The sequence below is a fragment of the Mesorhizobium sp. M0119 genome (assembly GCF_040322615.1).
Taxonomy (GTDB): domain Bacteria; phylum Pseudomonadota; class Alphaproteobacteria; order Rhizobiales; family Rhizobiaceae; genus Mesorhizobium.
In genome coordinates, this window is sequence record NZ_JAMYTU010000051.1 from 1 (window position 1) to 12961 (window position 12961).

The 12961-nt window shown below is 61.4% G+C and carries 12 protein-coding genes; 6 read left to right on the top strand and 6 right to left on the bottom strand.

What is annotated here, in order from left to right:
- Positions 1-201: 201 nt before the first annotated feature.
- The 5 genes from NKJ40_RS28055 to NKJ40_RS28075 all read right to left on the bottom strand — a co-directional run bounded on the left by NKJ40_RS28055 (position 202) and on the right by NKJ40_RS28075 (position 5405).
- Positions 202-1203, bottom strand: a complete 1002-nt coding sequence (locus NKJ40_RS28055) for an ABC transporter substrate-binding protein (RefSeq protein WP_502903774.1) — start codon at positions 1201-1203, stop codon at positions 202-204.
- A gap of 225 nt (positions 1204-1428) precedes the next feature.
- On the bottom strand, positions 1429-2160 hold the full coding sequence (gene hutC, locus NKJ40_RS28060) for a histidine utilization transcriptional repressor HutC (protein ID WP_352468832.1): 732 nt from the start codon (positions 2158-2160) through the stop codon (positions 1429-1431).
- 31 nt (positions 2161-2191) lie between these two features.
- The gene (locus NKJ40_RS28065) at positions 2192-3214 is read right to left on the bottom strand and encodes a zinc-dependent alcohol dehydrogenase (RefSeq protein ID WP_352468854.1); all 1023 of its coding nucleotides are present in this window, start codon (positions 3212-3214) and stop codon (positions 2192-2194) included.
- A gap of 15 nt (positions 3215-3229) precedes the next feature.
- A complete protein-coding gene (gene hisD, locus NKJ40_RS28070; RefSeq protein ID WP_352468833.1) occupies positions 3230-4552 on the bottom strand; it encodes a histidinol dehydrogenase in 1323 nt (440 codons plus the stop codon).
- 79 nt (positions 4553-4631) lie between these two features.
- The gene (locus NKJ40_RS28075) at positions 4632-5405 is read right to left on the bottom strand and encodes an SDR family NAD(P)-dependent oxidoreductase (RefSeq protein WP_352468834.1); all 774 of its coding nucleotides are present in this window, start codon (positions 5403-5405) and stop codon (positions 4632-4634) included.
- A 198-nt stretch (positions 5406-5603) separates the two neighbouring features.
- Here NKJ40_RS28075 and NKJ40_RS28080 point away from each other — a divergent pair, with 198 nt between their 5' ends.
- Complete coding sequence (locus NKJ40_RS28080; protein WP_352468835.1) at positions 5604-7670, top strand: N,N-dimethylformamidase beta subunit family domain-containing protein; 2067 nt, start codon at positions 5604-5606, stop codon at positions 7668-7670.
- Between the two features lie 58 nt (positions 7671-7728).
- On the opposite strand, the gene NKJ40_RS28085 is transcribed toward NKJ40_RS28080, so the two are convergent.
- Entirely contained in the window at positions 7729-8583 is an 855-nt protein-coding gene (locus tag NKJ40_RS28085) for an SDR family oxidoreductase (protein WP_352468836.1), read from the bottom strand.
- 135 nt (positions 8584-8718) lie between these two features.
- On the opposite strand from NKJ40_RS28085, the gene NKJ40_RS28090 reads away from it, so the two are divergent.
- The 5 genes from NKJ40_RS28090 (at position 8719) to NKJ40_RS28110 (ending at position 12961) form a co-directional block, all read left to right on the top strand.
- A complete protein-coding gene (locus tag NKJ40_RS28090; RefSeq protein WP_292654372.1) occupies positions 8719-9069 on the top strand; it encodes a winged helix-turn-helix transcriptional regulator in 351 nt (116 codons plus the stop codon).
- A 485-nt stretch (positions 9070-9554) separates the two neighbouring features.
- Positions 9555-9908, top strand: coding sequence for a hypothetical protein (locus tag NKJ40_RS28095; protein ID WP_352468855.1), 354 nt, complete (start codon positions 9555-9557; stop codon positions 9906-9908).
- 104 nt (positions 9909-10012) lie between these two features.
- Positions 10013-10375, top strand: a complete 363-nt coding sequence (locus NKJ40_RS28100) for an ArsR/SmtB family transcription factor (protein ID WP_352468837.1) — start codon at positions 10013-10015, stop codon at positions 10373-10375.
- Positions 10356-10874 carry an SRPBCC family protein gene (locus tag NKJ40_RS28105; protein ID WP_352468838.1) on the top strand — a complete coding sequence of 173 codons (519 nt, stop codon included), beginning with the start codon at positions 10356-10358 and terminating at the stop codon, positions 10872-10874. The genes NKJ40_RS28100 and NKJ40_RS28105 overlap by 20 nt, the downstream gene beginning before the upstream one ends.
- 872 nt (positions 10875-11746) lie before the next feature.
- Positions 11747-12961, top strand: a complete 1215-nt coding sequence (locus NKJ40_RS28110; RefSeq protein WP_352468839.1) for a glycosyltransferase family protein — start codon at positions 11747-11749, stop codon at positions 12959-12961.

Here is a 12961-nt window from a genome sequence, read left to right on the forward strand (position 1 = left end):
CCCGCCGGGGCCTGCGGCGGCTCTAAATCCGCCCCCACTCCTATCGCCCGCTCGGGGGGGGGGGGTGGGCCGCCCGCTCAGCTTGCGCTGGGGCGACGGCGCATCGGTTGTTTGTTCACCGGCCCAGGGGCTGCGTGAGACGGGCTTGTTCTGGTGGCACGCTGCTCGGACATTTGCGTCACCACCGCGAGCCGGCCCTCGTCATTTCGCGGCCTTGACGAATGACGGGTCGATCATCTGCTCCGGCGTCACGTCCGCCTGAAGCAGCCCGGCGTTCTTGGCGGCCGCTTCGACATCGGCGAATATCTTGGTGGAGAATTCGCCCATCAGCGCATCCTTGTTTTCGGCGAGACTATAGTAACGCACGCCATCAAAGGCGGTGTTGAGGTCTTCGACGCTCGAACCGACAGCCTTGGAGATGATCGCCCGGCCGTCGGGCGTGTCGGCGTTGTAGGCCTTCAGGGCCGCATCCCAGGTCTTGATCATGGCAAGCACCTGGCCAGGACGCGACGTGATCACCTCATCGCGCACCACGAACACGTCGCTGATCAGGCCGGGATCTTCGCCTGCGGTGAAGAGTAGCTTGACATCCTTGTTCTGCGCCCTGGCGGCGGTGAGATAGGGCTCATAGGTCACCGCGACCGGGACCTGGCCGGCGATCAACGCACTGCCGGCATCCGCCGCCGGCATTGGAACCGGCTGGACATCGGCGATGGACATGCCGTTCTTGGCGAGCGCGTATTTGAGCAGGATGTCGCTCGTCGTGCCTTCCTCGAAAGCGACCTGTTTGCCCTTGAGGTCGGCGACGGAGGCGACGTCCTTGCCGGCGATCATGGCGTCTGCCGTCATGCTGACGTCGAGCAGCAGCACGATCTTCACCGGCAGGCCGGCCGCAACCATGCCCATAGCCGTGTGGGTCGCGATGTTGGCGGCATCGAGCTGGCCGCTCGCCAGCGCGGCGTTGATGTCCTTGTCCTCGGCGAAATTCACGATCTGCACGTCGGACAGCCCGTTTGCCTTGAACAGGCCCTTGGCTTCGGCGACGTGCCACTGGCCGTAGCCAAGCCATGGCTCGATGCCGATCCTGAATGTTCCCGCCTCGGGCGTCGCCGGAATTGTCGTGTCGGCCGCGTAGGCCGCCGGGGCAAACCCGACGGCAGCAGCCATAACGAGTGCCCGAAATTGTCCTGTTAGGTTACGCATCATCTTGTTCCCCTTGATGATCAGGCCGCTTTTTTGAACCAAACATCCGGCCTGGTGAGAATGCGGGCTTCTGCTCTTGCGGCACCGTGCCTCGGCATCTTAGCTGTCCGTTCAACGAAAGTGCGACGACACTTCAACGTCAGCAACAGCGGATGTCAAGGCTAAATACATACATGCATATACAAGTTAGACCCCTCCTTCCAACTCTGATTCGCTTCACTGCGATCAGGTTTTTCTGGACGGAGAATACCGACTGCCAAGCGAGTAGCGGCTGCCAACGTAAGTCAGCTTGCTGATCGTGGCAACGACGGCGCCCGTCCATGTCCGGCGATGCAGAAACAGGCAGCAGCTGCCGACATCGATGCCTAGATACCGCGCCGTCTCGGCATCGGCAGGGGTCGCCGAGATGATGTGCTCGACCTCCGTCACCGGGGTTTTCTGCATGAGGTAGTCGTAGGTCGCCGTCTTGGAAAAATCCTGCTTGTCATAGTCGGGTATCAGGCCCGGGTTGACGAAGCGCTCTTCCAGTTGCACAGGCAGGTCGTTCTCGAAGTTGACGACGATGGAATGATAGACCGACACGCGCTTTGCGAACTCGAACGAAAGCGCGAGCTCCTTTGTCGGCGTGATCTTTTCGAGGACGATAACCTCCGAGCGATGCCTGTTTCCCCGCGCGACAATTTCCGCCGCGATGTTGTTGATCTCGATCAGTGCGGATTGCGGTCGAGGTGGCGCGATGAATGTACCGACGCCCTGGAGGCGGATCAGAAAACCCGCAGAGGTCAACTCCCGCAAGGCACGATGGACCGTCATCCGAGACACACCGAGTGTCGCCACGAATTCATTTTCGGACGGCAGCTTCCGGTCCTTGCTCCATCGCCCCGTTCCGATGTTCGTCAGGATGTAGTCCTTGACCTTCTCGTAAAGAGGGCTGGCGGTGTCGGGCAAAGTGATCATTTCAAAAATCCTTTCCGGCAACGTTCGGAAATCACACGCGCCCGGCAGACCGCATCCGGATGATTGTTTTCAAGCCACCGCCCTGCCCCGCCAACAGCTGCTCATAGGCTGCGGGAACATCATCCAGGCCGATCTCGCGGTCGATCAGTTCGACCATGGGCTCGGTCAATTCGCCGAGCATCCGGATGGCATCGGGAAGCTCATCGGCGAAGGCGTGGCATCCCAGCAATGCGATTTCGCGTTCAACCAGGATGTTGGGATCGATATCGAGGCGGCCATGGAATATGCCGACCATCGCAACGGTGCCGCCGGCATCCAGAATGCCGAGCAACTGGCCGAGTGCTGCGACGCTGCCGGTCGCTTCGACGGCAGCAAGCAAGGGGGCTTCCGCGGTGGCCGCGGCAATGGCGTCTCGGTTCAAGTCGACGATGCTGGCGCCGGTCACACCGGCCACTCGGGCGCATCGGCCAGGGTTGCGATCGGTGACGAGCACGGTACCTGCGAACGTTCGAGAGAGCAGCAGCGCGGCAAGCCCGCCGATAGTCCCGCAGCCGACGACAAGAACGGAGCCGGCCGTTTTCGGCAGACGCCGCACTGCGTGCAACGCTACAGCCAGCGGCTCGGCCATTGCCGCGATCCGTTCGTCCAGCGCGGCATCGATGATATGCAAGAGGCGCGCGGGCAGGACCGCCTGTTCGGCAAATCCGCCGTCGCATATCTCTCCGACGAACCCCAGCGACGTGCAAAGATGCCGCCTGCCTGCATGGCATTGCGCGCACTCTCCGCACCAGAAACGGGAATCGGCGACCACTCGGTCGCCAACGGCGACGGTGTCCACGCCCTCGCCGATGGCGATCACCGTGCCTGTCAGTTCATGGCCAGCCGTCGAAGGCGATCGGCTTATCCATTGGCCCGTGCGAAAGTTGTGGAGATCGGAACCGCAAATGCCTGCGGCATCGACCCTCAGCTTCACCCAGCCTGGCTCGGGAGCGCCTGGCGCGGCGATATCCTCGACGCGCAAGTCGCCGGGTCCATGGAGTCGCACCGCCCTCATCATCATCGTTTCCGCTCAGCCGGCGAGATAGCGATCGCGGATCTCCGAAACCGCGTTCTCATGCGAGCTGAATCCTTCGTAGCGGGCGAGCCTGCGGGCATGCAGGGCGAGTTCCGGATAGGCCGCCGAGGTCACATAGCCGACCGACGATCTCTTGACGAAATCCGTCACGGAAAGCGGTCCAAAGGTTCGCGCCCACCGGCTGGTCGGCAGCACCGCATTGGGCCCGAGGACGAAGTTGGCGAGGGTCACCGGCGTATGCGGTCCCATGAGGATCTCGGCGGCTTCTGTGATACGTCCGAGATGCGCAAATGGCTCCGTTGACAGAATCTCGAGGTGCTCCGGCGCATAATCGTTGATGAAGCGGTAGCTGTCCTCCAGCGACTCGGTCAGCACGATGCCGCCGCGCTTTCCAGTCAGCACCGCGCGCGAGAACTCCATACGCTGTTCGCTCATCCGGGACCAGTGTTCCGGTATCGCAATCAACGCGGCTTCGGCGACCTTGCGGCTGTGCGTCACCAGATAGGCCGAGGAATCCGGCCCATGCTCGGCCTCGATCAACAGGTCAAGAGCGGCCAGGCCGCCGTCGACGCTGTCATCGGCAAAGATAATCGCTTCGGACGGACCGGCCGGGAGACCTGTGTTGATGATCGGGGACAACACGCTCTTTGCCGCCACCACCCACGGGCTCCCCGGCCCGACGATCTTGACGGCAGGCTTCACAGTCTCGGTTCCATAGGCGACGGCGGCGACCGCATGGGCGCCGCCGCACTTATACACGGTCTCCACGCCGGCGAGGCGGGCAGCAACCAGCGTCGCGGCGTCGACGGAACCGTCCGAAGTCGCAGGCGTCACGATCGCGATCTGGGGAACCCCGGCAATCACCGCCGGAACCGACGTCATCATCGTCACCGAAGGGAACGCGCCTTTGCCGCGCGGAACATAAAGCGCGACCGAAGCGATCGGTGTGTATCGGTCGCCCGCATAGGCGCCTGGCCGAACTTCCTTGAGCCACATCGTTTCCGGGCGCTGCTCCTCGTGGAAATGCCGGATGTTGTCGATGCCGAACCGGATACTCTCCACGACATCCTTCTCGACCTTGTCGAATGCCGCGTCGAACTCCGCTTCCGAAACTTTCAGTTCACCGTCGGCAACATCAGCTTTGTCGAGCTCGCGTGCAAACCGGAGCAAGGCCGCGTCACCTTCATCCTTGACGGCCTGGATGATCGGACGGACCTTTTCGATGAAGGAAGACAGATCTCCCTCGGCGCGTCTCAGTAAACTGGCCCGCTGATCGACACTGAGGGATGACAGGCGGTGGAAGCTGACGTCAGACATGGCGGCTCCTTTTCTTGAGACCCAATTACGATTAGCGCTTGTCGATCACTTCTGGGATACGTCTCCGGCCCTGAAGCCTTCAAATCGATGCGAGAAAGCCTCCATCCACGGGAATGGACTGGCCGGTTATGTAGGCTGCCGCATCCGAAGCGAGGAACACCGCGATTCCGTGCAGGTCCGAAAGATCACCAAAACGGCGCTGCGGAATCTTGGCGAGCATCGATTGCTGCCATGCCTCGTTGCTGTAGAACACGTCTGTCATCGCTGTCCTGAAATAGCCAGGCGCAATGGCGTTGACCCGGATCCCAAGATCGGCCCACTCCGCTGCAAGCGCCCGCGTCATGCCGAGGAGGCCTGATTTCGACGAGCCGTATGGCACAGCCGTGGGAACCCCGACCTCGGAGGTCAGCGAGCAGAGATTGATAATGACGCCGGGCCGTCCGGCGTCTCTCATCTTCCGCGCGGCGGCTTGGGCGCAGAAGAAGGCGCCTTTGAGATTCGTATCGACAATCCTGTCCCACAAGGCCTCGTCGACATCGAGTGAAGGCCGGACCTCTTCCGTACCTGCATTGTTGACGAGAATATCGAGACCTCCGAGCAGGCTGCCGGCCTCGGCTGTCGCCGCCCGGCAGCGGTCGACATCGGTGACGTCCAGGGCGATGGCATGCGCGACCCCGCCGGCAGTGCGGATTGCGGCCATCGTCTCCTCGAGCGAGGCGACGCTGCGCGCCGTGACCGCGACGTCGGCGCCGGCCGCGCTGAGCGCCTCGGCGATGCTGCGCCCGATGCCGCGGCTTGCGCCGGTTACAAGCGCCTTCCTGCCTGACAGGTCGAAGAGAGATGCGTTGCGCATGTCATCCTCCTTGGTAATGTCGCGCTTGGACCGATCGTGTCGAGACTATCCGAATGCAGCTTATCTATACAAGCATGTACATCATGGCTGTAGTGCGCCATGCGAAACTTTGCTTGTCAGAGCGGCAGCGCATTGGTCGACATCGGACCGGTCTACGCGGTTCGCCCCAGCCCATCTGGAGTTCATCGGGAGGGATAGATGAAGCGCGCAGTAGACCACGACGCGATGAGCGTGGTTGGTTATACCACCCCCTGGAGTGCCAAAGCAGGCCAGCGGATCAGCCTCAGCCTGTCATGTGATCGGCCGATAAAGGCCACACGAATTTGCCGGCTCGACAAGCCGGCTCCGGAATTTCTCGCCTGGCCAATCGAAACGATAGGTGAAGCACGGCATCGGCATTTCGACCAGGGGTCGTTCCTGTTCGTGCGAGCCGGCGAACTGGCCAAAGTACAAGCCCTCCACGGCATACGTTTTGAGCTGTTCCTCACGCGCAACGAAGGTGCGCGCACGATCCTGGAGGCAGGCGCCCTTGGGCTGCGCCTCCGCGACGGCGCATTTGTCGTGGAAATCGGCGGCGAAACCCTTGTCGAGAAGAAGGCGCCAACTGGTGTGTGGCTCACTGTCGAGTTGGATCTGCGGCAGGAGCAATCGCGTCTGCGCATCAAATCCCATGATCTTCTCGCGCCTTACGAACTCCATGAACGTTTTGGCAGCCCTGCGCGGAACCTCCAGGCGCGCAGCATCCATTTCGGCGCAGGTGCTACCCACCACCAACCTACCCTCAACGCGAAATTTGCCGCGATCCGGCTCGACACCCCACAGGGGACTGTTGCCTGGGATTTCCCGACGCTGTTACCAACGCCGCCGATCCTGTCGTCGGGCGGAGCAGATCCGCTGCTCCTAGATGTGATGAATCAGCCAGCCTTCTGCGTGACTTCGGCACGCTGGGACGGATCGAGTTTCGAGCCCCGCTTAGTGCCGTCGCACTACGACGCTATCCATTGCCACGACGACGACATCGGCCCGCTTGAGTGGCCGGCATCGCACCGCGTGACGATCCCGGAAAACGCAAGCCCAGGCGTCTACGCGTTCCAGATCGAATGGGAGGGTGGTTACGAACGCGTGGTGTTCTTCGTCACCTCTTCACAGGTTTCGTCGCCGCTGTTGTATCTCGTGCCGACGGCCACCTATCTCGCTTATGCGGACGAATATCTCCCCGATCATCTTTATGAATGGAAAGGCGACGACCGGGGACATCGCTTCGCGATCGCCAACAATCTGAAATCTCTTTACGACTACCATTCCGACCTTAGCGGTGTTTCCATCTGCTCCTACAAAAAGCCGAAAGTGACGCTCAGGGACGATTACGATTATCCGCTCTGCGGCTGCCCACACAATTTGCCGGTCGATCTGCACTTCCTCCGATTCTGCCACGACAATGGAATCGTGTTTGACGTCATGACCGATCACGATTTGCACGAATGCGGCATAGACGGTTTGCGTCGACATCAGGCCGTCGTCACCGGCAGTCACCCCGAATATATGTCGATCGAGATGGAGCAGGCACTGCGGCAGTTTGTGGCCGAAGGCGGCAGCATCGCCTATCTCGGCGGCAACGGCTTTGCTGCCACTGTGGCTTTCAAGGACGATCTGATGGAGCTGCGGCGCTCGCCGCTGGAGGCCGGCCGCACCTGGGACGGCCCGGTCGCCGAACAGGCGCTGTCGATCACCAACGAACCAGGCGGCTATCTCCGCTCCCGCGGCGGAGGCGAATTCTCGCTGATCGGCGGCGGGATCTCACTCATGGGCTTCGAAGGCGCGCGCCCCTTCACGCGCACTGACGAAAGCCGTGAAGCAGGATGCGCATGGCTGTTCGAAGGCGTTGAAAATGCGACCTTCGGCACGGACGGCATCGTGCTGGGCGGTGCCGCGGGCTACGAAGTGGATGCGACGGATCCAGCCCTCGGCACTTCCGCTGACACCGTCGTGGTCGCACGTGCGACCGGATTTCCCGACAGCTTCTTCCAGGATCCGACGCGCTGGTATGCGGGCGGGGATACGCAACGCATCGCCCGCCGCTGCGCCGAAATGACCCTGCGAAAGCTCGCAGCAGGTGGCTTGATCTTTTCGGCAAGCTCGGTTGCCTGGTGCGGCGCGCTGCCGGCCGCAGGCGCCATGAACGATGTCGGCAGGATCACGCTCAATCTGCTCAACCGCCTCGGCGCGACGAAAGGAGAACTCAATCCCAGCCGAGAAAATCGATAAAGACCTGTATCCGCTTTCGCCCGGCGGCGCTATGCACGTCGAGTTCTGAGCCCCGGCTTTAACTGCGCAATGCGGCCGCGACGAGGCTTTGCATCGAGGTGGTCGGACGACCAATCAGCCGCCCCAGCGTGCCTCCGTCATCGAACAACGCTCCGCGTGAAGCTGCAGCGTCGGCATCGGCCAGAAGAGCGGCGAGGTCGGCCGGCAGCCCGGCCCCCGTCAACACATCCTGATAGGCGGCCTGGGAAAGATCGTTGTAGGCGATTGCCTTGCCCGACTGCCGCGAGACCTCCGCCGCAAGCTCGGCGAGCGTGAGGGCCTGGTCCGCGGCCAGTTCGTATGTTTTCCCGGCTTGGTCGTCGGCCGTCAGCACCACGGCCGCGGCCTCTGCATAGTCCCGCCGCGCCGCGGAGGAGAAACGCGCGTCTTTCGCGGCGCCGACGAAGGCGCCGTGCTGCAGAGCCGCGGGGAGCGCCAGCAGATGGTTTTCGGCGTACCAGCCATTGCGCAGGATGACAGCGGGCAGGCCAGAGGCCGCGATCACCTCCTCCGTCTGCCGGTGCTCGACCGCGAGCCTTGCGGGAGAGATGTCGGCGAGCAGCATGCTGGTGTAAGCGATCAACGAAACTCCGGCCCGTTGGGCTGCCTTGATCACGGCGCGATGCTTCGGCAGGCGGCCGCTGACTTCGGTCGAGGAAATCAGCAGCAGCTTGTCGACGCCGGCAAAGGCCGGGGCGAGCGTGTCGGGACGGCTATAGTCTGCCTCGCGTACGATCACACCGCGCTCGGCCAGATCGCTGGCCTTTGCCGGATTACGGACCGCCGCGACGATCCGGTCGGCCGGAATGGTCTTCACCAGTGCCTCGATCACGAGGCGGCCAAGCTGTCCTGTTGCTCCAGTTATTGCGTACATCGTTCAGCCCATTTCGTGGTTGCGTGGATCGGAGAGCCTTCGAATAGCGGCCCTCGTTACCATTGGAAACCACGTATCTTGTGGTTACCGCCATTTTCCGGTAACCAACTGGAAACTCCCCGAGAAGGGTGCGCGATGGTTCTCAAGACGCGAAAAAAGGTGAAGGCTCTCGCCGGCTGCCCCATGTCGAGGTGCATGGCGCTGCTTGGCGGCTGCTGGACACCCGAGGTGCTCTGGTCCCTGAGCGAAGGCCCGCGTCGGTTCTCGGAACTCCGCCGCGATATCCCAGCCGTTTCGGCGAAGGTACTGACCAGCAGACTGCGGGATCTCGAGGAGCGCGGCGTCCTCTATCGCAACGTGATGCCGACATCGCCGCCGACCGTGGAGTATGAGCTGACGTCGCTGGGGCAGGAACTGCTTCCCGCTATCAGGTCTATTGTGGACGTCGGGTCGCGCCTGCTGCTCCGTGATTCTTCGGCTGAATGATCGTGAGCACATCGTTTGGCGGCCGGACTGCATTCGGGCTGTCCCCCGAACAGGGATGACGCTTGATGTGCCCGTTGATCTGGTGGTGGAGCAGTTCCGCCCGCCGGCAGGTCGGGCGTTCCAAATGGATGCCAGCTTCAGCCTCGGGTCATTGTTGGCCTGAACGCCCCTTGAGACCGGCCCGACGCAGCAGTTGGGAGATCGTAGAGTGTGGCGAGGTTACTTCGCCGAAGCGGGAGATCAGGAGTTGCTCCGCTCAAGCAAAGACTGGTCTAGGTGTGTTTACGGCAATCCGGCGCGCCGGAGCGATCGCCGAGGGTGAACAAGGCAGCCCCCATAAACTCGGACCTGCGCTCACTGACAGGCATCGACAGGACTGACGCAAATAGCGGGCGGGCATTTAGAGGATGGCAATGCGCAGTGACTTGGGCCCTCCAGGAGACTAAGCTAGCATGCTTCTGCCAGCACGAAGAAAAAACCGCCGCATGCCCCGCTTTCTTGCCGTCTACACCATGAAGCCCGAAGACCTCGCCCGCTTTCGTAGCCTGCCTAAGCCCGAGCAGGATGCGATTGATGCCGTCGGCCTACAGCAGTGGGCGGACTGGGAGGAGAGAAATGCCGCATTTTTCCCCGATCGCGGCGGCATGGTCGGTAAGACGAGGCGCGTTACCAGGGACGGCATCGCCGACGCCGTGAACCCTTTCTGCGGCTATATTGTCGTCGAGGTCGATACCATCGATGCCGCCGCCCGCCTGTTCGAGAACCACCCGCATTTCACGGTCTTCCCAGGAGACGGCGTGGACATCATGCCCTTCCTCACCGACCCTGCTCCGACTTGAACATCCGCTAATCGCTTGCGATTTACCAGAAGGGGCGGCCGGCAACGCAGCCCACTCGGCCTCCCCTTGCACGCCGCCAACCCGTCTGTTAAATACTGAACCATATGGTTCAGTATTTAATGCCCCACCTCGATGTCTCGTTCGCCGCGCTCTCGGACGCCACCCGGCGCGGCGTTTTGGAGCAACTCGGACGAGCAGACGCCTCGATCACGGACCTTGCCGAAAAGTTCCACATGACCCTCACGGGCATGAAGAAGCACGTCGGGGTCTTGGAGCAGGCGGGGCTCGTCACCACGGAGAAGATCGGGCGCGTGCGGACCTGCAAGCTCGGCCTTCGCCGACTGGAGGAAGAGGCGGCATGGATCGAAAGCTACCGCCAGCTCTGGGACGCACGTTTCGACGAGTTGGACAAGGTTGTCGAGGAACTGAAACGGAAGGAGAAGGTCGATGGACGAAGGAAGAGATAATGAGCGCACTCCCATTAAGAACCGCACGACAGTGGAACGGAAGTCCGACCGGGAGCTAGTCGTTACGCGAACCTTCAACGCCCCGGCGCGCATCGTGTTCGAGGCGTGGACCAAGCCCGAGCTGTTCAAGCAGTGGTGGGCGCCGAAGTCGATGGGTATGTTCCTGCGTTCCTGCGAGATGGATGTTCGTGCCGGGGGCAGGTACCGTTTGGTGTTCGGCCACGATGCCTCAAAACCTGACGAGTTCTTCGGTAGGTACATCGAAGTGACACCGCACTCGCGCCTCGCCTGGACCAATGACGAAGGTGGTGACGGTGGACCCGTCACCACGGTGACCTTCGAGGAAAAAGGTGGCAAGACGCTGCTGGTCATGCACGAGCTCTATCCCTCGAAGGAAGCTCTCGACGCTGCCGGAACCGGGGCGGCGGATGCGATGCCCGAGCAGTTCGAGCAACTGGACGAGCTTCTCGTCACCCTGAGCGCGAGCGTGCGACGGTGATGAAGTCGTCGATCTCCCGGTCGGCCGCCTGGATCTTCAACTAGGCGGAAGAGAACCCCGACGAGATCGTCGCCGCCCTCTGTGAACCTACGAGGCCAATCATCAAACTCATTGAGGTTTCGCCAACTATCGGGACCAATCGAGCGATTTTCGCACCTCGCGACGTTCGGCGACGCGCTCAGGTCGTCTCAAAAAGTACCGTCACCGCCCCAGCTAAGGCATTAGCCAGAGGCCATAGCGATCGACAAGCAACCGGTGTTGCACACACCCTGCTGCAGGCGGTGTGTTGTGAGTGCTGGCAATCCACTCGATTCCTGCCGAAATTCCGGCTAGCTTGGGCGATAGATGGCTCAGTTCTGGTCGGTGAATCATAATCAAACCGCCCGTCAAGAGATTGATGGGCAGCACCTTTGGTCCCCCAAGACCGAGAGCAATGGCGCGCGAAATGAGCTCTACAACAACATGCGCCGTGCGACGCCCGGCGACCCTGTCCTTTCGTATACCGATCAAGCAATTGACTATATGCGCAGGATAGCGGAATTCGCTTTCACCGCTCTCCGAAACCAATCGAGTTCGGAGAGACCGGAGCTTATTGGAATCAAGAGGGATGACTTCTGCCGATCTTTTGGACACCGCTTTCCCCTTCCATCCATCCCAAAACAACAACAGGGAGTCTCGGCCCGCTCCCGCTGAGGCGATCTTCGCCAATCCATCTAGTTTCGGACTCAGGCAATCAGAAAGTTATCTGACAGGCATTCCACAGAAGTAATACAAATTGAAAATCGCGGCCTCATGTTTCAAAACCAGGATGGTTTCGAAGCCGTCGGGTCGCTCACGGCCCTCAAAGCGAGAATTCTAAGAGACGTTCAACAATGACCCAGCACGCAGAAAACGCTCGAATTCTCATGTACAGCCACGACACGTTCGGGCTCGGCCATTTGCAGCGCTGCCGGACTATCGCGCATTCGCTGGTCGAGGATTTCCGCGGACTTCAGGTGCTTATCATTTCGGGTGCGACTATCGCTGGCGCCTTCGACTACCGCGCCCGTGTCGACTTCGTGAAGATCCCCAGCGTCATCAAGCTGCGCAACGGCGAATACACCTCGCTGGAAAAGGACATCGATCTGCATGAGACGCTAAGAATGCGCCAGTCGATCATCCGCCACACAGCTGAGACCTTCCGGCCGGATATCTTCATCGTCGACAAGGAACCGCTCGGCCTGCGCGGTGAGATTGAGGACACGCTGTCCTATCTCAAGACGCGGGGCACCACGCTCGTGCTTGGCCTGCGCGAGGTGATGGATGCGCCGCATCTGCTCGAAGCAGAGTGGGCACGCAAGGATGTGATGCGCAAGATAGGCCTGTTCTACGACAAGGTCTGGGCCTATGGCCCGCCGGATTTCTACGATCCGTTGACCGGCTTGGATGTGCCGCCGGCTGTCAGAGCAAAGATGAGGTTCGTCGGTTTCCTGCAACGGAGCCTGCAGCGGAACGAGTTGCCCGGTCACCGGCCCGAGGGCGACTATATCCTCGTTACCACCGGTGGCGGCGGTGACGGCGCCGAACTGATCCACGACGTCATCGATGCCTATCAGCAGGATCCGCAATTGCAGCATAGGGCCCTGATCGTGCTTGGGCCTTACATGCCGGCGCGCAAGCGCAACAAGCTGCTCAAGAAGGGGTCCAAGATCCCCTACATCAAGATCATCGAGTTCGACAACCGCATGGAAGACCTGATTGCCGGCGCCAAGGCGGTAGTGGCGATGGGCGGCTACAACACCTATTGCGAGATACTGTCTTTCGACAAGCCGGCGCTGATCGTGCCGCGCGTCGAGCCCCGCCAGGAGCAATTGATCCGCGCTCGGCGCGCAGCCGAACTCGGCCTCATCGAGATGCTTTTGCCGGAGGAAGCCAAGGATTCCCAGCGGTTTGCCGATGCACTGGTGGCGCTGCCGGACCGGCCCCACCCATCACAGAGCAATCCGCATCTGACGCTGGAAGGGCTGCCTCATATTTCCGAAATCGTCGCGGAACTGCTCGACCGGCGGGCCGGCCATCACCTTTCGGTCATTGAAGGAATGACCTGA